The organism is Serinicoccus sp. CUA-874 (genome assembly GCF_001942225.1).
GTDB classification, from domain to species: domain Bacteria; phylum Actinomycetota; class Actinomycetes; order Actinomycetales; family Dermatophilaceae; genus Ornithinicoccus; species Ornithinicoccus marinus.
Window position 1 is genome coordinate 134,431 of the sequence record NZ_MKJZ01000038.1, and the last position, 19,535, is coordinate 153,965.

The 19,535-nt window shown below is 72.9% G+C and carries 19 protein-coding genes, 1 tRNA gene and 1 pseudogene; 13 read left to right on the forward strand and 8 right to left on the reverse strand.

The window, feature by feature from the left end; all coding sequences use genetic code 11:
* Positions 1–32: 32 nt before the first annotated feature.
* Complete coding sequence (locus tag BJF80_RS16395; RefSeq protein ID WP_022925605.1) at positions 33–557, forward strand: type 1 glutamine amidotransferase domain-containing protein; 525 nt, start codon at positions 33–35, stop codon at positions 555–557.
* Here BJF80_RS16395 and BJF80_RS16400 read toward each other — a convergent pair whose 3' ends face one another.
* Together BJF80_RS16400 and BJF80_RS16405 are read right to left on the reverse strand one after the other, a co-directional pair.
* On the reverse strand, positions 558–1,409 hold the full coding sequence (locus BJF80_RS16400) for a sulfurtransferase (RefSeq protein ID WP_028131126.1): 852 nt from the start codon (positions 1,407–1,409) through the stop codon (positions 558–560).
* Entirely contained in the window at positions 1,406–2,653 is a 1,248-nt protein-coding gene (locus BJF80_RS16405) for an aminotransferase family protein (RefSeq protein WP_075815208.1), read from the reverse strand. Before BJF80_RS16405 ends, BJF80_RS16400 begins: the two co-directional genes overlap by 4 nt.
* A gap of 60 nt (positions 2,654–2,713) precedes the next feature.
* On the opposite strand from BJF80_RS16405, the gene BJF80_RS16410 reads away from it, so the two are divergent.
* The 7 genes from BJF80_RS16410 to BJF80_RS18005 all read left to right on the forward strand — a co-directional run bounded on the left by BJF80_RS16410 (position 2,714) and on the right by BJF80_RS18005 (position 9,013).
* A complete protein-coding gene (locus BJF80_RS16410; protein ID WP_075815389.1) occupies positions 2,714–2,986 on the forward strand; it encodes a DUF2277 domain-containing protein in 273 nt (90 codons plus the stop codon).
* On the forward strand, positions 2,986–3,519 hold the full coding sequence (locus BJF80_RS16415) for a hypothetical protein (RefSeq protein WP_075815210.1): 534 nt from the start codon (positions 2,986–2,988) through the stop codon (positions 3,517–3,519). Before BJF80_RS16410 ends, BJF80_RS16415 begins: the two co-directional genes overlap by 1 nt.
* A gap of 23 nt (positions 3,520–3,542) precedes the next feature.
* Positions 3,543–4,820 (forward strand): deoxyguanosinetriphosphate triphosphohydrolase, encoded by a 1,278-nt coding sequence (locus BJF80_RS16420; RefSeq protein ID WP_075815212.1) that lies wholly within the window; start codon positions 3,543–3,545, stop codon positions 4,818–4,820.
* The gene (locus BJF80_RS16425; RefSeq protein WP_075815214.1) at positions 4,817–5,836 is read left to right on the forward strand and encodes a nitronate monooxygenase; all 1,020 of its coding nucleotides are present in this window, start codon (positions 4,817–4,819) and stop codon (positions 5,834–5,836) included. Before BJF80_RS16420 ends, BJF80_RS16425 begins: the two co-directional genes overlap by 4 nt.
* Positions 5,833–6,963, forward strand: a complete 1,131-nt coding sequence (locus BJF80_RS16430) for a phosphotransferase family protein (RefSeq protein ID WP_075815215.1) — start codon at positions 5,833–5,835, stop codon at positions 6,961–6,963. The genes BJF80_RS16425 and BJF80_RS16430 overlap by 4 nt, the downstream gene beginning before the upstream one ends.
* Positions 6,964–7,017: 54 nt before the next feature.
* Positions 7,018–7,527 carry a SigE family RNA polymerase sigma factor gene (locus BJF80_RS16435; protein ID WP_022925598.1) on the forward strand — a complete coding sequence of 170 codons (510 nt, stop codon included), beginning with the start codon at positions 7,018–7,020 and terminating at the stop codon, positions 7,525–7,527.
* Between the two features lie 1,123 nt (positions 7,528–8,650).
* Positions 8,651–9,013, forward strand: coding sequence for an AMIN-like domain-containing (lipo)protein (locus BJF80_RS18005; protein ID WP_527251120.1), 363 nt, complete (start codon positions 8,651–8,653; stop codon positions 9,011–9,013).
* 49 nt (positions 9,014–9,062) lie between these two features.
* Here BJF80_RS18005 and ligD read toward each other — a convergent pair whose 3' ends face one another.
* Positions 9,063–10,025, reverse strand: coding sequence for a non-homologous end-joining DNA ligase (gene ligD, locus BJF80_RS16445; RefSeq protein WP_075815217.1), 963 nt, complete (start codon positions 10,023–10,025; stop codon positions 9,063–9,065).
* Positions 10,026–10,029: 4 nt separating this feature from the next.
* Positions 10,030–11,553: an MDR family MFS transporter gene (locus tag BJF80_RS16450; RefSeq protein WP_143553794.1), complete on the reverse strand. Its 1,524-nt coding sequence runs from the start codon at positions 11,551–11,553 to the stop codon at positions 10,030–10,032.
* A 184-nt stretch (positions 11,554–11,737) separates the two neighbouring features.
* Between BJF80_RS16450 and dnaG the strand changes: the two genes are divergently transcribed.
* From dnaG to BJF80_RS21705, 4 genes and pseudogenes are all read left to right on the forward strand, one after another.
* Positions 11,738–13,933 (forward strand): DNA primase, encoded by a 2,196-nt coding sequence (gene dnaG / locus BJF80_RS16455; protein ID WP_237767672.1) that lies wholly within the window; start codon positions 11,738–11,740, stop codon positions 13,931–13,933.
* Entirely contained in the window at positions 13,867–14,238 is a 372-nt protein-coding gene (locus BJF80_RS16460) for a hypothetical protein (RefSeq protein WP_237767673.1), read from the forward strand. Before dnaG ends, BJF80_RS16460 begins: the two co-directional genes overlap by 67 nt.
* 47 nt (positions 14,239–14,285) lie before the next feature.
* Positions 14,286–14,358 (forward strand) — tRNA-Asn (locus BJF80_RS16465).
* Positions 14,359–14,624: 266 nt separating this feature from the next.
* Positions 14,625–14,762 (forward strand): annotated as a pseudogene (locus tag BJF80_RS21705) (hypothetical protein); the annotation flags it as partial.
* 166 nt (positions 14,763–14,928) lie between these two features.
* On the opposite strand, the gene BJF80_RS16475 reads toward BJF80_RS21705, so the two are convergent.
* The 4 genes from BJF80_RS16475 to BJF80_RS16490 form a co-directional block, all read right to left on the reverse strand.
* Positions 14,929–16,053, reverse strand: a complete 1,125-nt coding sequence (locus BJF80_RS16475; protein ID WP_187344387.1) for an NAD(P)/FAD-dependent oxidoreductase — start codon at positions 16,051–16,053, stop codon at positions 14,929–14,931.
* Between the two features lie 141 nt (positions 16,054–16,194).
* A complete protein-coding gene (locus BJF80_RS16480) occupies positions 16,195–16,497 on the reverse strand; it encodes a putative quinol monooxygenase (protein ID WP_075815225.1) in 303 nt (100 codons plus the stop codon).
* On the reverse strand, positions 16,494–17,063 hold the full coding sequence (locus BJF80_RS16485; RefSeq protein ID WP_075815227.1) for a type 1 glutamine amidotransferase domain-containing protein: 570 nt from the start codon (positions 17,061–17,063) through the stop codon (positions 16,494–16,496). The genes BJF80_RS16480 and BJF80_RS16485 overlap by 4 nt, the downstream gene beginning before the upstream one ends.
* Before the next feature lies 1 nt (position 17,064).
* Positions 17,065–18,231, reverse strand: a complete 1,167-nt coding sequence (locus tag BJF80_RS16490; protein WP_075815259.1) for a glutathione-independent formaldehyde dehydrogenase — start codon at positions 18,229–18,231, stop codon at positions 17,065–17,067.
* Positions 18,232–18,753: 522 nt separating this feature from the next.
* Between BJF80_RS16490 and BJF80_RS16495 the strand changes: the two genes are divergently transcribed.
* On the forward strand, positions 18,754–19,425 hold the full coding sequence (locus BJF80_RS16495; protein WP_143554164.1) for a DDE-type integrase/transposase/recombinase: 672 nt from the start codon (positions 18,754–18,756) through the stop codon (positions 19,423–19,425).
* Positions 19,426–19,535: the final 110 nt, after the last annotated feature.

Here is a 19,535-nt window from a genome sequence, read left to right on the forward strand (position 1 = left end):
GGCACGGCCGGACGGCTCCTACCGTGGGGGACATGGGACAACTTGACGGCAAGAAGGTGGCCTTCCTGGCCACGGACGGATTCGAGGACAGCGAGCTCACCAGCCCGTGGAACGCCGTCGTGGAGGCGGGCGGGAGCGCCCACATGATCGCGCCGGAGGGCGGGTCGATCACCGGGAAGAACGGGCATTCTCAGGACGTGGACGCCGTCGTCGGCGACGCCGACCCCGCGGACTACGACGCGCTCGTGCTGCCCGGCGGCACCGGCAACGCCGACCACCTGCGGATGGAGACCGACGCCGTCGCCTTCGCCCGGCACTTCGGCCAGCAGGCGAAGCCCGTCGCGGTGATCTGCCACGGGGCGTGGATCCTCACCGACGCCGACGTCCTCGACGGGCGGCGGATGACGTCCTTCCCCTCGCTGCAGACCGACCTGCGCAACGCCGGGGCCACGTGGGTCGACGAGGAGGTCGTGGTCGACAGCTGGCTGGTCTCCAGCCGCACCCCGGCCGACCTGGCAGCCTTCAACCGGGAGCTGGTCCAGGCCTTCGGCTCCTGATCAGCGCTCGACCGGGCGCGAGGGGTCGCTGATCCAGTCGCTCCACGAGCCGACGTAGACCGCCGGCCGCGGGCCGACCCCGCGTGCCTCCAGGGCCAGGGCGAGGTGCGCGGCCTGCACCCCCGACCCGCAGTAGACCGCGGTGGGACGGTCGGTGCGCCCGCCTGCCCCGGTCAGTGCGGTGACGACGTGCTCGGCGTCGACGAAGCCCTGCTCACCGACGAGCGAGAGCGCCGGCAGGCTCAGCGCGCCAGGGACGTGGCCGGCGACCGGGTCGATCGTCTCGTTCTCACCGCGGTAGCGGTCGGCGGGCCGGGCATCCAGCAGCTGGCCGCCCGCGGCGAGGTGCTCCTGGACCGCGTCGGCGTCGAGCAGCTCACGGCCGCCGGGTTCCACGACGACGTCGCCCGGCTCGGGCTGGACCGCGCCCCCCTCGACCGGCAGCCCGGCGGCGGTCCACGCGGCGAGCCCACCGTCGAGCACCGCGGCCCGCTCGAGGCCGTAGTAGGCCGCGACCCACCACGCCCGCGCCGCGCCCAGCCCCGGGCCGGCGTCGTAGAACACGACCGGACGGTCGGCGCGGACGCCGGCGGCACGCAGCCCCTCCTGCACCCGCTCCGCCGAGGGCATCGGATGGCGGCCGCCGTGACCGTCGCCGGGGAGCGGGTCGGACAGGACGCCCTCCAGGTCGAGGAAGGCGGCCCCCGGCAGGTGCAGCTCGAGATGGGCCGCCCGGTTGGTCGCGACGCCCGCGCCGAGGCTCCAGCGCACGTCCACGAGCACCGGGCGGTCCGTCTCCGGCCCGACCCGCATGCCCTGCAGCTGCGTGGTCGTGACCAGCGGGCCGGTCATGCCGCCGCCGGCATCGCGTCCAGGGCCGCGCGCAGCGCACCGGCCAGCTCCTGCACCTGCTCGTCGGTCATGACGAAGGCGGGCGAGACCTGGATGGCACCGGCGCCGCACGCGCGGGTCGCCACCCCGTGCCCGCGCACGTCGACGGCGAAGCGCATCGCCGTCGCCGGGTCGGCGAGCTGGATCGCGGCCACGGCACCCAGGCCGGAGCGGACCTCGACGACGTGGTCGTGCCCGGCCAGCGGGGCCAGCTCACGGTGCAGGGTCTGCGCGAGCCGGTCGGCCTCGTCCAGCAGGCCTTCCCGCTCGATGAGGTCGAGGTTGGCCAGGGCCACGGCTGCCGAGGCCGCGTGCCCGGAGTAGGTGTAGCCGTGCCGGAACCAGACCCCGGCCCCCGGCCGGAAGAACGGCTCCCACACGCGGGGTGCGACGAAGACGGCGCCCATCGGGGCATACCCGCTGGTCAGCCCCTTGGCCGTGGCGACCATGTCCGGCTCCAGCCCGAGCGCCGCGCTGGCGAACCACGAGCCGCCGAAACGACCGTAGCCGGTGATGACCTCGTCGGCGACGAAGAGGATGTCGTGCTCGGTGCAGATCTTGCGGACCTCCGCGAGGTAGCCCTCGGGCGGGAGGTAGACCCCGCCGGCGCCGATGATCGGCTCGCAGAAGAAGGCCGCGACCCGGTCGGCGCCCACGCCCTCGATCGTCGACCGCAGGCTCTCCGCGGAGTCCCACTCGACCTGCGCGGTGTCGGGCACCAGCTCGCCGTAGCCCTCGCGGTTGCCCGGGATCCCCGCCAGTGCGGTGCCGGCGTAGTGCATGCCGTGGTAGGCCTTGGAGCGCGAGAGCAGGACGGTCTTGTCCGGGCGGCCCTGCTCGACCCAGTAGCGGCGCGCCATCTTGGCGGCCGTGTCGATGGAGTCCGAGCCGCCGGAGGTGAAGAAGATCTTGCTGCCGGCGACCGGAGCGATGCCCTCCAACCGGTCGGCCAGCGCCACGGTCGTGTCCGGGGCGTAGTCGCCGAAGGTGGAGTATGCCGCAAGGCGGCGCATCTGCTCGGCGGCGGCGTCGGCCAGCTCACCACGGCCGTGGCCGACGTTGGTGAACCACAGCCCCGCCGTCGCGTCGAGGTAGCGCCGGTCGTCCCGGTCGTAGACGTGGACCCCCTCGCCGCGGGTGAGGATCAGCTCGCCGGTCTGCTCGACCGCGCCCATGTCGGAGAACGGATGCCACAAGGTGCCCATGCTCCCGACCCTAGCGCCAGCACCGGACAGGGCCGCTGGGGGCGTGGCAGAGTGAGCACCATGTGCCGCAACATCCGCCCGCTCAACAACTTCGCGCCGCCCGCCACCAGCTCCGAGGTGCAGGCCGCCGCGCTGCAGTACGTCCGCAAGGTCGGCGGCGCGAGCAAGCCCTCGCAGGCCAACGAGCAGGCCTACGCCACGGCGGTCGCCACGATCGCCGCGGCGACGCAGGACCTGCTCGACTCCCTGGTCACGTCGGCGCCGCCGAAGGACCGGGACGAGGAGGCGACCAAGGCACGGGCCCGCGCGGCCAAGCGCTACGCCTCGGCCTGATGGCCTCGCGGGCGGATCGGCTCCGGCACCTGCTCAACTGGGTCAACCTCTCGACGCCGCTCGGTCTCGGCGTCGCCGCCGCGGGTGGTGCCCGGGTCCGTCGTGGTCCCTCCCGGTGCTACCTCGCCGACCACTACCGCTGGTCCTTCCCGGTGGCCGGCGCGTTCACCGTCGGGGACGTCGTCATCAGCCGGCACGACCTCGACGCGCTGCGGGCGCTGCGGCCGGGGCTGCTCGACCACGAGCTGGCGCACAGCCGACAGTGGGCCGCCTGCCTCGGGCTGCCGTTCCTGCCGCTCTACCTCGCCTCGATGGGGTGGTCCTGGCTGCGCACCGGCGACCGCGCGGCGCGCAGCGTCTTCGAGCGCCGGGCCGGGCTGGAGCGGGGCGGCTACGTCGACGTGCCCACGCGGCCGGTCGGCCCGGTGCTGGCGCAGGGCATGCGCTCGCTGCGGGCGGCGGTCACCGGGCGCCGCGGGCTCGACGCCGGTGCCACGGTCGGCAGCGGCGGGCAGCCACGCCGCGGCGGGTGAGGCGCGCGGCATACGCTTCGGGGGTGAGCAGCGAGGGCCAGGGCGGGTATGCCGCGTCCGACCGGGAGCGGTGGCTGGCCGAGGACCCGGCGCAGAAGCGGTCCGACCGGCAGGACTTCGCCCGGGACCGGGCGCGGGTGCTGCACTCGGCGGCGTTGCGCCGGCTGGCGGCGACCACGCAGGTGGTCTCGCCGACCAGCGACGACTTCGTCCGCAACCGCCTCACCCACTCGCTGGAGGTGGCGCAGATCGGGCGGGAGTTCGGCGCGGCCCTCGGGTGCGACGCCGATGTCGTCGACACCGCGTGCCTCGCGCACGACATCGGGCACCCGCCCTTCGGCCACAACGGGGAGGCCGCGCTGGACCGGATCGCCGAGGCTGCCGGGGGCTTCGAGGGGAACGCCCAGTCGTTGCGGGTGCTCACCCGGCTGGAGGCCAAACGCAGCCACGACGACGGTCGTCCCGCCGGGCTCAACCTGACCCGGGCCAGCCTCGACGCCGCGACGAAGTACCCCTGGTCCCGTGGTGCCGGTCCCGAGGGCACGCCGCCCGGCAAGTTCGGCGTCTACCCCGACGACGCGCCCGTCTTCACCTGGGTGCGGTCGGGGGCGCCCACGGGTGAGCCCCACCGCCGGTGCCTCGAGGCGCAGGTCATGGACTGGTCCGACGACGTCGCCTACTGCGTCCACGACGTCGAGGACGCGATCGCCTCGGGCCGCATCGACCCGCGCGCGTTGCGCTCCGCCGACGTGCAGCGGACGGTGGCCGCGCTCGCGCACGACTGGTATGCACCCGACCTCGCCGAGGGTGCGCTCGGCGAGGCGCTGGGGGAGATCCTCGGAACCGGGTGGGTGCCGACCAGCCACACGGGCACCCGCGCCGACCTGGCGGCGCTCAAGGACATGACCTCGCGGCTCATCGGTCACTTCGTGCATACCGTCCAGCTGGCGACGCGCGAGCGCCACGGGCCCGGACCGCTCACCCGGTATGCCGCGGACCTCGTCGTCCCCGACCGGGTGCGCGCCCAGGCGGCCGCGCTCAAGGGTGTGGCGGCTCACTTCGTCATGCTCAGCGAGGAGCGGCGCAGCACCATGGAGCACCAGCAGCAGGTCGTCGCCGAGCTCGTGGAGCACTACGCGACGGACCCGGGGCGGCTGGACCCGTTGCACGCGGAGGCGGTGCGTGCCGCCGAGCAGGCGGGCGAGGACCGGGCACGGCTGCGGGCCGTCGTCGACCAGGTGGCGAGCCTGTCCGACGCGCGGGCGCTGGCCGTCCACGCACGGATGCGGGAGGTCGCATGAGCCTCGTCGAGACCTGGGAGCGACCGGTCGTCGGCGCCCCGATGGCCGGCGGCGTGTCCAGCCCGCTGCTCGCCGCCGCGGTGAGCGACGCCGGCGGGCTCGGGATGCTCGCCGCGGGCTACCGCACGCCCGAGCAGGTGGCGGCCGACCTCGTGCACGTCCGCGACCTCACCGACCGGCCCTTCGGCGTCAACCTGTTCGTGCCGCGACCGCTGGACCGGGCCGCGCTCGAGCCGCGGGTGGACGACTTCGCCGGGCGCATCGCCGGGGAGGCAGCTGCGCTGGGGACCGAGGTGGGCCTCCCGAGCTGGCACGACACCGACCACTGGGAGGCCAAGGTGCACCTGGTGGAGACCCTGGCGCCCCCGGTCGTGTCCTGCACCTTCGGGCTGCCCGGCGCCTCGGTGGTGCAGCGGTGGAAGGGCGCGGGCTGCGAGGTGCACCTCACCGCGACGAGCGTCGCGGAGGCCGTCGCGGCGCAGGCGGCGGGCACCGACGTCCTGGTGCTCCAGGGGAGGGAGGCCGGTGGCCACCGGGGGACGCACGACCCGTCGGTCGAGCCGGAGCCGGTCGACCACCTCGGCCTCCTCGAGGCAGCGCTGCCGCGGCTCGGTGTCCCGGCGGTCGTGGCCGGCGGGGTGACGACGCCCGGTGACGTGCGGCGTGCCCTGGCCGCGGGCGCGGCCGGCGTGCAGGTCGGCACCGCGATCCTGCTGGCGCACGAGTCCGGGGCGTCGAGGACCTACCGGGTGGCGCTGCGGAGTCAGCATCACACCGAGCGGGTGCTCACCCGGGCCTTCACCGGGCGCGTCGCCGGTGCCGTGGCCAACGGCTGGACCCGTGAGTATGCCGATGCCCCCGCCGCCTTCCCGGTCGTGGACCAGCTGACCAAGCCGCTGCGCCGCGCGGCGGCCGAGCAGGGCGACCTCGAGCGCCTCCACGTCTGGGCCGGCTCCGGGTGGCGGGCAGCGCAGGAGCGGCCGGCCGGCGAGATCGTCCGCGAGCTGGCCGGATGACGGACCTGACGGGTCTGCTCCCGGACGGGGTGCGGCTGGGGGATCCGTCGCCGCTGGGCGGGTCGACCCGCTCCGAGGTCACCCGGCATGAGGTGGTGCGGGGACCTGCCGCCTGGGGATCCTCGGTCGTGGTCAAGCGCTTCCTCCCGCAGCCCGAGGGCCGGTCCGCCGCGATGGGCTGGCGCCGGGAGATGGTCGGTCTCCGGCACCTGCGCGGCACCCCCGAGCTGCTCCTCGCCGATGAGGAGGCCCAGGTGCTGGTCATGGAGGACCTCGGGGCAGGGGCCACGCTCGCCGACGCGCTGCTCGGGGCGGACCCCGGGGCGGCCTGGGGGCATACCGTCGCCTGGGCGGGCACGCTCGGCGGCTCCCTGGCGGCCGGGCCGGAGTCGCTGGCCCGCGCGCGCGACGACCTCGGGAGCGCCCTGCTCGCCGAGGACCGCCGGTGGCAGGAGGACTACCCGCGGCGCGGGGTGGAGCACCTGGTCGACGTCGCCGGCCTGCGGTCCGGGCGCGCGGCGGTGGCGCAGGCATTGGACGTCGTCGACGAGCTGCGGCACGACACCGACCGGCACGTGCTGGGGCCCGGGGACGCCTGCCCGGACAACGCGGTGCTCACGCCGTCCGGGGTCCGGCTGCTGGACGTCGAGGGCGCCGGGGTGCGCCACGTGGCCTACGAGGCGGCCTACGCGGCCGAGCCCTTCAGCACCTGCTGGTGCGTCTTCACGCCGCCCGGCGGGCTGACCGAGGCCACCCTGACCGCCTTCACCCGGGAGGCGGAGCGCAGCCTGCCCGGTCTGGCCGCCGACCCCCGCTGGCCGCGGCAGGTGCGTGCGGCGGTGGCGCTCTGGGTGCTCTCCGGCACCCTGTGGCTCCTCGACGGCGCGGTCGCCGACCGCACGATGGCGCCGGAGGGCAGGACCGGCCCGGCCTTCCGGGCGCTGCTGCTGCACCGGTGGGGCTGGGTGGCGCGCGCCTGTGCCGAGGAGCTGCCGGACGTCGCGGCGCTCTGCGAGGAGGCGACGGTGTGGGCGAGGAGGTCGTGGGCGTCCGCGCGCGGCAGGCTGGAGCTGCCCGGCTACCCCGCCTTCGGCGTCGCTCGGTCGCAGCGAGATCCCGCGAACTGAACCATTCGCGGCCCTGGTGCGACATCCTGGTGTGGAGCACGAGAGGAGGCCGCGGTGCTGACGGCGGATCCAGCCTACGGCGAGTTCGTGGCGGCCCGAGGGCCGCGGCTGCGCCGTGCCGCCTACCTGCTCTGCGGTGACGTCGACCTCGCCGAGGACCTGCTGCAGGAGGCCCTCATCGCCCTCGCGGAGAAGTGGGAGAGCGTGGACAACCCGGACGGCTTCGTGCGCCGCGTCATCTACCGCAAGCGGGTCTCGTGGTGGCGCCGCACCCGTCGGGAGGTGGCGGTGGAGCGCCTGCCGGAGCGCGGTATACCTGATGGCGCCGAGGCCCGGGCGCGCGACGACGAGGTGCACGCGGCGCTGCGGACCCTGCCGCCCCGCCAGCGGGCGGCGCTCGTGCTGCGCTATTTCGAGGACCTCACCGAGGCGCAGACGGCGCAGGTCATGGGGGTGCGACCAGGCACGGTGAAGAGCCTGTCGCACCACGCCATCGCCCGGCTGCGCGAGGAGCTGGGCGCGCAGGGGCTCGGGGCGATGCAGGAGAAGGAGAGTCTGGGATGACCGACGAGGTGGACGTCCGGGGCCTGCTCGAGGGTGCGTCGAGGATCGACGGCGACGAGCGGGTCGTCCCGGACGCGCCCTGGGGCGCAGGCCGACGGCGCCGCACCCGCAAGCGGGTGGGCGGCGGGGTCGCGAGCGCGCTGGCGACCGTGGCTGCCGGTGCCCTGGTGTGGCAGACGGGCGTCCTCGGCGGCGGTGACGGGCTCGACGGGGTGGCGGCGGAGTTCCCTCCCGGCGGCACCACCTTCGTCTTCGCCGACGCCGCGACGCCGTCCGCGCAGACCCCCGACCCCGCCGCCCTGTCCGCGGTGACCCCCGTGGACGCCGGCGAGCTGACCGGCACCCGGTGGACCCTGCAGGAGGACCTGTGGCGCGGCGGGGACAGCGCCGAGGTGGTCGGGGCGGACGCCGCGACCGAGCTCGCCTTCCCGGCGGTCGGCGGTGGCTGGGGCGTCTCGGTGGACGGCTGCGGCCAGGCCATGGCCACGGGTGCCCTGCGGCTCGAGCCGGACGGCGCCTTCGCGCCGCAGGAGCTCATGACCACCGACCTCGGCTGCCCGGCGCAGGTGCAGGCGGCGGAGGACTTCTGGATGGAGGCGCTCGCCGGCGGTGGTTCGCTGCACCGGCTCGGCGACGAGCAGGCGGGCCTGCTGCTGCTCACGGTGGTCGCGCCCACGACCGACGAGCCGGTGGCCGCCACGACGCCCGAGCGACCGGCCCCGACCTCGCGCGTACGGACTCCACCAGCCCTGACCCCGACCCGACCGGTGCGGAGCCCGACCCCACCGGCGCAGCGCAGGAGCCGGACCCGCCCGGGCCCACCTCGGTGGAGCCGACGGAGGACCCCGAGGACCCAGCGGACCCCGTCCAGGAGCCGGAGCCGTCGGCGCAGGAACCGTCGCCGCAGGAGACCGAGCCCGTCGCCCCGGTCCCCGTCCCCGGGCCGAAGCCTCCCGTCGTCGACCCGGGCACCGGGGTCGACCCGGGCGGCGGGGCAGGGCCCGAGCTCCCGTGGACCGACCCCGTCGTGCGGACCGAGGGCGGGGGAGGCGTGGCCGCCGGCGGCGCGCTCTACGCCCCGTCGGTGCGGGCCGGTCGCCACGACGGCTTCGACCGCGTCGTCGTGGACCTCACCGGGGCGGGCCCGACGACCGGTCCGGGCTGGGTGGCGTCCTACGAGGCCTCGCCGACCCGCGGCGGGTCAGGTCTGCCGGCGGGGGTGGCGGGGGACAGCGTGCTACAGCTCGTGATCGCGGGCATGGCCTACCCGGCCGAGGGAGACCCGGTCTACGACGGCGGTGACTACGGTCTCGACACCCACTCCCTGGGTGCCGTGGTCGAGGTCATCCGCACCACACCCTTCGAGGGGCAGCTCCAGGTGTTCGTCGGCATGCACGGTGAGCCCCGGCCCTACCGGGTCTTCACCCTCGGCGACCCGTTGCGCCTCGTCGTCGATGTCGACACCGGGGCGGCGGCGACCCCCTGACTGCTCCGAGCCTCGTCGCCAGGCGGGTATGCCGAGGCCCGGGGGCGGCTCAGGAGTCCGGCGCGTCGGGGGTCTGCTCGCCGGCGGCCTCGTCCCGCTGCGCCCACTTCAGCAGCGGCGCGAGGTCGAAGACCGCGTCGTCGATGCCGGCGTGCAGGTCGCCGAGCGCGGCATACCGCTCCGGCATCGTGCGGACCGTGAAGTCGCCTGGCTCGCAGTCGGCGACCTCGTCCCACCGCAGCGGCGCCGAGACCCGCGCGTCGGCTGTCGCCCGCACGGAGTAGGCCGCCGCGATGGTGTGGTCTCGGGCGTTCTGGTTGAAGTCGACGAAGACCTGACGTGGGTCCCGGTCCTTGCGCCACCAGGTCGTCGTCGCGTCGTCGGTGCGCCGCTCCACCTCGCGGGCGAAGGCGAGCGCCGCCCGGCGGACGTCGGCGAAGCCGTGCTCGGGCGGGATCCGCACATACACGTGCAGACCCTTGGAGCCGGTCGTCTTGGGCCATCCGGTCGCGCCCAGCTCGTCCAGCACGTCGTGGGCGACGCCCGCGACCCGGCGCACGGTCGCGAAGTCGCACTCGTCGCCGGGGTCGAGGTCGATCCGCCACTCGTCCGGCTGCTCGACGTGCCCGCGGCGGCTGTTCCAGGGGTGGAACTCCACGCAGCTCATCTGCACCGACCAGACGACCTGCGCCAGCTCGGTGACGCACAGCTCGTCCGCGGTGCGGTTCCAGCGCGGGAAGGTGACGTGCACGGTCTCCATCCACTCCGGGGCGCCGCGCGGCAGCCGCTTCTGGTGCACCCGCTCGCCGCCGATGCCGTCCGGGAAGCGGTGCATCATGCACGGCCGCTCCCGCAGCGCGGTGACGATGCCGTCGCCGACCGCGAGGTAGTAGTGCGCCAGGTCGAGCTTGGTCAGCCCGAGGCCGGGGAAGTAGACCCGGTCGGGGTTGGAGATCCGGACGGTGCGACCGCCCACCTCGACCTCGGTCGCGGGGCTGGTCGCCTTGGGCATGGGCTCAGGCTACGGGCTCGGGGTATGCCGTGCCCGCACCTCCAGGGGTGTCGTGCCCCTGGTCCCTGCGCTCGTCAGGATCGTCCGCCCGCTCCGGCAGCGGAGCGCGCACGAAGAGCGCGAGGACGAGCACGCCGACGGTGATGGCGGTCGCGACCACGAGGCCCGCGCCGATGCCGCCGGAGAGCGCCTCGACCTCGCCCAGGCCGCCGACGCCGAGCTGGTGCGCGCGGGTCTCCATGACGGTCACCACGAGCGCCGTCCCGGCGGCCGCGGCGACCTGCTGCCCGGTGCCGAGCATCGCGCTGCCGTGGCTGTAGAGCCGGTTCGGCAGCGCCCCGAGGCCGGCGGTGAAGCAGGGCGTGAAGATGAAGGCGAGGGACAGGCTGACCAGCACGTGCAGGCCCACCAGGCCCCACCAGGGCACCTGCGTGGCGAGCAGCGCCATCCCCGTCATGCCCGTCGCCAGCCCGATGCCACCGGGGACCACGAGCGGCCGGGGGCCGAACCGGTCGTAGAGCCGGCCGACGGTAGGGCCCAGCAGCCCCATCGCGAGACCGCCTGGCATGAGCATGAGGCCGGAGGCGAGGGTGCTGAAGCCGCGCACCTCCTGGAGCAGGATCGGCAGGAGCAGCATCGCCCCGATGAGCGCCATGAAGGCGAGGCACATGAGGGCGAGCGGCACCGCATAGCGGGTCACCTGGAGCGCGCGCAGGTCGAGGAAGACCAGGGCCTCGTCGCGGCGGGCGAGCCGCAGCTGCCGCCAGGCGAAGACGGCGAGCGCGATGACGCCGACGGTCAGCGAGGTGCCGGGCCCCACCGGACCGGGAGCGCCCTCGCCGAGCGCGCTGAGGCCGTAGACGAGTCCCCCGAAGCCGATCGCGGTGAGCAGTGCGCTCGGCACATCCAGCCGGGCCTCCCGCCCCGGCTCGCTGCCGCGCAGGAGCCGTCCGCCGCCGACGAGCATCGCCGCCGCGATCGGCAGCACGAGGAGGAAGAGCCAGCGCCAGCCGGCGAGCTGCAGGATCAGCCCGGAGACGGGCGGGCCCATCGCCGGGGCCACCGAGATGGCCAGGGTCAGGTTGCCCATGACGCTGCCGCGGCGCTCCGGCGGCACCATCGTCATGATCGTCGTCATGAGCAGCGGCATCATCACCGCGGTGCCGCTGGCCTGGATGACCCGGCCCACGAGCAGGACCGAGAAGGTGGGCGCGAAGGCCGCGGTCGCCGTGCCGAGGATGAAGACGCTCATCGCGAGCAGGAAGGCCGAGCGGATCGACAGCCGCTTCAGCAGCCACCCGGTCATGGGGATGACCACGGCCATCGTCAGCATGAAGCCGGTGGTGAGCCACTGGCCCGCCCCGGCGTCGACGCCGAAGGCCGCCATGAGCGGCGGCAGCGCGTTGATCATCAGCGTCTCGTTGAGGATCACCACGAAGGCGGCCGCCGTGAGCACCCGCAGCACGAGGCGCACCCGCGCGTCGTCCGGCGACGGCGCCTGGGTGGTGGCCTGGACGGACGCGGACATGGAGGTCTCCTGGCGGATCATGGGGGTGGGACAGCCGTGGTCGGGTCAACTCATCGGCGGACGGGGGCATTCCATCCTAGCCGGGCACGGCCCACGTCGTCCCCAGGTTTTCGACCGGCGACGGGGTCGGGGGGCCGGCCGACCTAGACTCGGCAGGACGACGACGGTGAAGGGAGGTGCGCGCGTGCCCCGCATCAAGGACGAGGACGTCAAGGCGGTCAAGGAGCGCGCCTCCATCGAGGAGGTCGTGCGCGAGCACGTGACCCTCCGGACCGCGGGCGTCGGCGCGATGAAGGGGCTGTGCCCCTTCCACGACGAGAAGACCCCGTCGTTCCAGATCCGCACCGCGGTCGGCAGCTACCACTGCTTCGGGTGCGGGGTCGGCGGCGACGTCATCTCCTTCCTCATGGAGATCGACCACCTCACCTTCTCCGAGGCCGTGGAGCGGCTCGCGGACAAGCTGGGGATCACGCTGCGCTACGAGGAGAGCGGACCGGGCGGGCGCGGCCGCGGGGAGCAGGCGCCGGTCGGGCAGCGCACCCGGCTCATGGAGGCGCACCGGGTGGCCGAGGAGTTCTACCACGAGGCGCTGCTGCGCTCGGGCGAGGGACGCAAGGGGCGGGACTTCCTGCGCGACAAGGGTTTCACCGGCGAGCACGCCACCCGCTTCATGGTCGGGTATGCCCCCCGCGAGAGCACCTCCCTGGTCACCCACCTGCGCAGCCGCGGCTTCACCGAGGAGGAGCTGGTCCTCGGGGGACTGGCGAACCGTCGTGGCCGCGGGCTCTCCGACCGGTTCCAGGGCCGGGTGCTCTGGCCGATCCGGGCCATCACCGGCGACACCGTCGGCTTCGGCGCCCGTCGGCTCTACGACGACGACTGGAGCCCGGCGAAGTACCTCAACACCTCCGAGACACCGATCTACAAGAAGACCGGCGTGCTCTACGGCCTCGACCTGGCCAAGAAGCCGATCGCGACCGAGCGGACCGCGGTGGTGGTGGAGGGGTATACCGACGTCATGGCCGCGCACCTGTCCGGTGTGGAGACCGCGGTGGCGACCTGCGGCACGGCCTTCGGCGGTGACCACATCTCCATCCTGCGGCGCATCCTGCGCGACGAGGCCGGGCGGGCGCCGGCCAAGGTGATCTTCACCTTCGACGGCGACGCCGCCGGGCAGAAGGCGGCGATGAAGGCCTTCGAGCAGGACCAGCGCTGGGCGGCCCAGTCCTACGTCGCGGTGGCGGCGGACGGGCAGGACCCCAACGACCTCTGGATCGCGACGAAGGATGCCGAGGGGCAGGAGCAGGGCCGGGCGGTGCGGGACCTGGTGGAGAGCGCCACCCCGCTCTTCGAGTTCGCGGTCCGCACCACCCTCGCGCCCTACGACCTGTCCGAGGCGGCCCAGCGGGTCCAGGCCATGCGTGCCGTCGCCCCGATCCTGGCGCAGATCCGCGACCGCACCCTCCGGCCCGAGGTCGTGCGCGACGTCTCCGGCTGGATGGGGGTCGACCCTGACGTCCTCGCGACCGAGGTGCACCGCGCCCAGAGCCGGCCGGCGCAGGCCGCGCCGCGCACCCCCGCCCCCGACGAGGCCACCCGGGAGGGACCGGAGCAGCCCTCGCTCCCGCAGCCCGACCTGCGCGACCCGGTTCAGGTGGCCGAGCGGCAGCTGGTGCAGGTGGCGCTGCAGTATCCCCTCGCCATCGTCGCCGAGGACATGGACGAGCTCGAGCCCGAGGCGCTGCGCGCGCCGATGCACCGGGCGGTCTGGCACGCGATGCGCGAGGCCGGGGGAGTGCAGGGCGCAGCTCAGCGCAGCGCGCGGTCCTGGGTCGAGGCGGTGCTCGCCGGCACCCCGCCGCCCGTGCACCCGCTGGTGCACGAGCTGTCGGTCGCCATGCTGCCGGACCGGCTGGACCCGGAGACGGGGATGCCGCGCGAGGCCTTCGTCGACTGGCTGGTACTCCGGGTGCGGCTGGCCGGGGTTGAGCAGGAGGTGGCCGATCTGCTCGGCCAGCAGTCGCGGGCGCCGACGGCAGCACCGACAAGCGCAGGTTGGACGAGCGGCTCATGGAGCTGCACCGCGAGCGGGCCCGGCTGCGGGCCAGGATGGAGTGAGACGTGCGGTTCTGGCGCACCAGGCGCATCGGTGAGACGCCGCGTCCCGAGCGCGCGCCGGGCGACCTTCCCGCGCAGGTCCGGCCCGACCTCGCGCCGCGCGAGCAGGTCCTCGCCAGCGCGCAGGAGGACGCGGGAGGCGCCTGGCTGGTGCTCACGACCTTCCGGCTGCTGGAGGTCGGGGAGGACGGTGGGGTGCTGCTGGAGCGGCCGTGGCACGAGGTCGACACCGGAGCGTGGGACCCGGACCTGTGGGCGCTGAGCGTCGCCTTCGTCGACCGGCTGGACGGGCGTCAGTGGGTGCTGCAGCGGCGCACCGGTCCGGGGGCCGTGCCGCAGGTCTTCCGCGAGCGCACCTCGGCCAGCGTCGTCCTGCTGCGCTCGGTCGACCTGGGCCCCCGGCGCGGCGCCCGGGTGACGATCCGCAAGGTCTTGCCGACCCGAGAGCTGGTGGAGCAGGTGCTCTGGGGCCGAGGTGCGGACCAGGAGGACCCCGAGCTGGCGGCGGCGGTCCGGTCGGCCCGCGTCGAGCTGCGCGACCAGGTGGGCCTGCCGCCGGTGCCCTGAGGATTTCGGCGCCCGGGGTGGCTCTTGCTACAGTTTCGGCTGCACGATCCCCTGTAGCTCAATTGGCAGAGCAGCCGGCTGTTAACCGGCAGGTTACTGGTTCGAGTCCAGTCGGGGGAGCGCATTCAAACCCCCTCTGACCAGCAAAAATAGGTTGGAGGGGGTTTCGCGTGGGGGCTACGTGGGAGATGGCCAGCCCCCACAAGACGACGAGGGCGGTCTTGTCAGGGTCCCGTTGGAGGCTGCGTGCGATGCCCGCGGGCCCGCCGCGGCACGCCGAGGAGCCCCTGGCTGTTGCGGACGGCGCCCTGGCCTCGGGCGGCGACCTCGGCGCCTTCACGCTCAGACCGTGTAGTTGAGCGAGGGGAGGGCGCGGCCACTGCACCTACCTCGACACCCCTGCCCATCGCTTCCGGGACGGGCACGACCTGTCTGGGTTGCCGCTGGAGCGGTGCGCCCTCCTGCCGGCGGTGGTCATCGACGCCGCGCCCGGACCCATAGGGGCTGACTCAGTGGCCGGGTAGGACGTCGAGGACGCGGCGGCGCTGTGCGCACCGGATGGGACCGGTACTGGGCCACGGCGCAGTATGGCGACGTCTGGCACCCCCCACCTGACGGAGGACGGCGCGGCACCTCATCGAGGCGGGAGCCCGACTTGTCGGCATCGACTCGGTCACCATCGACAGCTCACTACTGCAGTTCCCCCAAGCGCGCTTCGGACTTGAGCTCGGCGGCGAGACCGCCGCCGGTCGCAGCCTGGGCGAGGGCGCGCCCTAGAGCCGGTGCCTGCTTGAACAGATTGTGACCGGCGACGAAGGAGATGCTGCCTGCCTCCCAGACGGCCACGCCGTCCTCACTCCACGGGAGTTCGGTCACCCAGCAGTGAAGGAAGTCACGCGGCTCCGGGTCGAGGCCGGGCAGTGCTCGCGCTACGTAGTCGTGCGCGCGTTGGTCCAATGACCGAATGGCCGCCGGGTCGATGAACGTGCCGTCGTCGCGGACGCCGACGGTCTGGCTGAGTCCGACCGCATACCGGCTGTTGCCCGGCAGGGGGGCGGCGTAGACGCCGACCTCTCCGAACTCACCACTGCTGTCCTGCAGGCAGGCGACCTGCGCCGGCGGGGCGCTTCTCACGTCGAAGGTCAGCCGCACGTGTGCGGCAAGGCGGACCGGCAACGAGAGGCCGACGCTGCGCGCCAGGCGGGCGGTCTCACGTCCGGCACACACGACCACCTTCGAATGGATGGCAGAGTCGGTGACGCTGCGCACCTCAACCGTCCCATCGGCGCGGTGGTCGATCGAGATCACCTCACCGGTGACGACGGCATCCCCCAGCGCATCCGTGAGTGCCGTGATCGCGGCGCGCGTGCGGATCGCTCCACCTGCCTCGTCGAACATCGCAGGCCCGGAGTACCCCGCGAGCAGCGGCATCCGCTCCGCGAGCTCGTCCGCGTCGATCTCACGTGCCGCCACGCCGACCTTGTCGAGCACTCGCAGCCGTTCGAGCGCGCCGTCGCCGATCGCCACGACGCCGTCTGATGAGACCAGCTCGACGTCGAAGTGCTCGGCCCACTCATCCCATACGGCACGGCTCCCGCGCGCGAAAGTGACGAGTCGCGGGTCGTCGTGGGCATGCCGGAAGATCCGCGACTCGCCTGCGGACTGACCCATCCCGGGCAGACCAGCCTCGTACAACCGCACCGGCACGCCCTGCTCTTGCAGCGCGTACGCCGTCGACAGACCGACGATCCCGCCCCCGATCACTGCTACCTCGGCTGAACGCGTCGTGGCAACGCCGTCGTCAGTTCTTGTCATCGCGGTTCCTCGATCTGTTGGTGATGTGCGATGAGCCGCCAGAGAAGGGGCCGCTGCCACGACGTCAGCGGGCTGTGTCAGCCCGCAGTCACCGCGTGCAGCGACCCCTCCTGTCTGGGCCAGTACTCCCGGTCTGTGGTGTCAGGCGCGGAGCTTGGAGCCCAGCACGTCGAGCTTCTCGATCGTGGGTTCGGAGAACAACGTGCCGGTCTGCTCGCCGAGAGCTACCGCAACAGGGCCGGACAGGTGGGCGTCACGTCCGGCGTCATCGGGGAACACGTCGAAGATGCCAAAGGAGGAGGGCCCGAGGCGGATCGCGAACCACGCGGTGGTCGCCTGCTCGTCCTCGACAAGCGCACGGCCGCTGTCGAGGAACTCCTTCACGTCGTCCTCCTTGCCGGGCACCGCATCAAACCTGACCAGCAATCCCTTGGTCACACTCATAACTTCTCCTCATCCTGTGTCGTGGTGCCCGCGAGTTGGGACACGATCGCCTCGGAGAACGCCGGCAGGTCCTCCGGCGAGCGGCTGGTGATGAGATTCTTGTCGATCACCACGTCCTGGTCGACGACGTCGGCGCCGGCGTTGCGCAGGTCGGTGCGAATGCTCGGGTACGACGTCAGGGTGCGACCCGCGGCCACGCCGGCCTCGATCAACGTCCACGGCCCGTGACAGATCGCCGCCACTGGCTTGCCGCTCTCGACGAAGTCGCGGACGAAGGAAACGGCGCCCTCGTCGACCCGGAGCTGGTCGGGGTTCACCGTGCCGCCGGGAAGCAGCAGGGCGTCGTAGTCGCCCACCGAGGCGTCGGCGACCAGCCCGTCGACGGTGAACGTGCCCGCTTCATCCAGGTCGTTCTTACGGGCCTTGATCTCGCCGTCGTGGATCGAGAGGACCTCGGTCTGAGCGCCCGCGCGGTCCAGTACTTCGCGGGGTTGCTCGAGCTCAACGCGTTCGACGCCGTCGGCGGCGAGGATCGCGACCCTCTTGCCCTGAAGATCTGCTGCCATATCAGTTTGCCTTCTTTCCGTTTGACATGCCGGGCTTGATGACGACCTTGGTCCAACCCTCGGACCTGGAGTCGAAATTCCTGTAGGCGTCGGCAGCCTGATCCAGCGAGATCTCGTGGGAGACGATCCAGGACGGCTTCGCCTTGTCAGCCGCGATGAGGTCTCGCAGCCGGCGGTTGTACCTCTTGACCGGGCACTGACCGTTGCCCATGGTCTGTCCCTTGAACCAGTGGGTGCCGAAGTCGATGGCCGCCTTGCCCTGCTTGGCCAATTCGCCCTTGGCCCCCGGGTCCTCGGGGACGAACACGCCGACGGTGCCGATCCCGCCGGTGAACCGGACCGAGTTGATGAGCATGTTCAAGGTGGCGGCCGGGTCTTCGTTGCCCTCAGGGTCGTGGGCCTGGTAGCCGACACACTCGCAGCCACGGTCGGCTCCGAGCCCCATGGTCTGGTCCAGCACAGCCTGCACGGGGTCGACCTTGGAGTCGTCGATGGCGATCGCTCCGATCTGCTCGGCCAGCGCGAGCCGGTCGGGGTGGCGATCGACCACCATCACCTTCGCGGCGCCCTTGATCGTCGCGGACAGGGCGGCCATCAGTCCCACGGGGCCGGCCCCGGCGATCACGACGCTGTCGCCCGGAATCACGCCGGCCATCTCGGTGGCGTGGTAGCCGGTGGGGAAGATGTCGGAGAGCATGACGTAGTCGTTCTCCTTGTCCTGCGCGTCTTCACCCAGGCGCAGCGCGTTGTGGTCGCCGAAGGGCACCCGGAGCAGTTCTGCCTGCCCGCCGCCGTACGGGCCCATTTCGGCGAAGCCGTAGGCCGCACCGGCGGCCGACGGGTCAGGCTGGGTGGTCAGGCAGTAGTTCGTGAGCCCGCGCTCGCAGTTCTTGCAGAACCCGCACGAGATGTTGAAGGGCAGCACGACCCGGTCGCCCACCTTGACCTTCTCTACTCCGGTGCCGACCTCCACCACCTCCCCCATGTTCTCGTGACCGAACGTCCGGCCCTTCTCGAAGGAGGTCCGGCCCTCGTACATGTGCAGGTCCGAACCGCAGATGTTGGTCGTTGTGACCTTGACCAGCACATCGGTGGGCCGCTCGATCTCCGCGTCCGGAACGTCCGTGACCGCGACATCTTTGGGTCCCTGATAGACGACAGCCTTCATGGCAAATCTCCTATGGTTGTGTGTGGTGACTTTTCGACATCCCTTGCTTTCGGAACGTACCACGAGGAAGTCATGGGCACGGTAGGCCGAAGCCACGGGGGGTGACTTGGGTCGAGTGCACAACTCCCCACACATGCTCCGCCGGTGGGCACAAGGCTGCCCCCGAGAGTGAGTGAGGACCCATGAGTTTCCATGGACTCGAAGTCGATCCCGGGACGCATCTGTGCTGCATGTACCGAGGCGGCGCTCAGGGGGACGAACTGCGAGGTCCCTACGGTGCAGAGGGGCTCCAGGCGGGGCACACGTGCTTGTCGCCGTGAACGACCACAACCCTGATCGGGTCCAGTCCCTGGCGCGTGGGGACTGGCCCAGCCAGCTGATCGTGCGAACGGCGGGGGATCAGGAGTTCACGAAGGACAACGTCGACATCGACGAGATTCTCGCCTGCTGGGACAGGACTGTCCGTACGGCTCTGGACGATCACGGCGCGCCCTTCGTCCGCCTCAGCGCGGAAGCCACCTGGTGGCTCACACAGCTACCGTCCATCGCGGACCTGTTGGGGTCCTGCGACAGCAGGGCCTGCAGTTCGCCGAGCGCACCTACCGCGCCTGGCGCCGGTCCGGGCGCCAGGTCGCGGACCGCTCGGTGCAGGACGCGTGGGTGATGGACACGGTCCGCGAGCTCGCCTGGACCACCGACCCTGCGGGTCGACGCCGGCTCACCCCGGAGGGCCTGTACGGGCGGCCGAAGATGACGGCCCTGGTCGCCCGCAGGATGCCTGCGGTCTCGCCGGGCAGCGTGGACCGGGCGATGCGGGCCCTGGGCCTGTCCGGGATCCGTCGGAGCAAGGGCATCCGGACCACGATCCCGGCCAAGGACGGCGTTCGCGCCGGGGACCTGCTGAACCGCGACTTGACCGCCGCGGCCCCGGACCGGACGTGGGTCATGGACTTCACCTACGTCCGGGCGTGGTCGGGGTGGGTGTACGTCGCATTCGTCGTCGACGTGTACGCCCAGCGCATCATGGCGTGGCACGCCGCCAGCACCAAGGACGTGGACCTGGTCATGACGCCGGTCAGGATGGCGACCTGGCAGCGTGCCCGGGAGGGCCACCCGGTGCTGCCCGGGCAGCTGATCGGCCGCGCCGATGCCGGCAGTCAGACCGGACTCAACCGAGAGCCGGAACCCGTATAGGAGCGACCGCAAAGCTGGGGCGCTTCAGCGCGACGATGGACGCGTCAGCGGACCTGGTCAGGGTGCCGGTACGGGCTACGGGCGTCCGGGTATGTGCAGCGCGCGTCCGG

Bases quoted from the DNA above. Each gene is read 5' to 3' on its own strand.
- BJF80_RS16410 (WP_075815389.1), top strand. From the start codon at position 2,714: ATGTGCCGCAACATCCGCCCGCTCAACAACTTCGCGCCGCCCGCCACC.
- BJF80_RS16400 (WP_028131126.1), bottom strand. From the start codon at position 1,409: ATGACCGGCCCGCTGGTCACGACCACGCAGCTGCAGGGCATGCGGGTC.
- BJF80_RS16405 (WP_075815208.1), bottom strand. From the start codon at position 2,653: ATGGGCACCTTGTGGCATCCGTTCTCCGACATGGGCGCGGTCGAGCAG.
- BJF80_RS16485 (WP_075815227.1), bottom strand. From the start codon at position 17,063: ATGGCAGCAGATCTTCAGGGCAAGAGGGTCGCGATCCTCGCCGCCGAC.
- BJF80_RS16480 (WP_075815225.1), bottom strand. From the start codon at position 16,497: ATGAGTGTGACCAAGGGATTGCTGGTCAGGTTTGATGCGGTGCCCGGC.
- BJF80_RS16475 (WP_187344387.1), bottom strand. From the start codon at position 16,053: ATGACAAGAACTGACGACGGCGTTGCCACGACGCGTTCAGCCGAGGTA.
- BJF80_RS16490 (WP_075815259.1), bottom strand. From the start codon at position 18,231: ATGAAGGCTGTCGTCTATCAGGGACCCAAAGATGTCGCGGTCACGGAC.
- ligD (WP_075815217.1), bottom strand. From the start codon at position 10,025: ATGCCCAAGGCGACCAGCCCCGCGACCGAGGTCGAGGTGGGCGGTCGC.
- BJF80_RS16395 (WP_022925605.1), top strand. From the start codon at position 33: ATGGGACAACTTGACGGCAAGAAGGTGGCCTTCCTGGCCACGGACGGA.
- BJF80_RS16450 (WP_143553794.1), bottom strand. From the start codon at position 11,553: ATGTCCGCGTCCGTCCAGGCCACCACCCAGGCGCCGTCGCCGGACGAC.
- BJF80_RS16425 (WP_075815214.1), top strand. From the start codon at position 4,817: ATGAGCCTCGTCGAGACCTGGGAGCGACCGGTCGTCGGCGCCCCGATG.
- BJF80_RS16415 (WP_075815210.1), top strand. From the start codon at position 2,986: ATGGCCTCGCGGGCGGATCGGCTCCGGCACCTGCTCAACTGGGTCAAC.
- BJF80_RS16430 (WP_075815215.1), top strand. From the start codon at position 5,833: ATGACGGACCTGACGGGTCTGCTCCCGGACGGGGTGCGGCTGGGGGAT.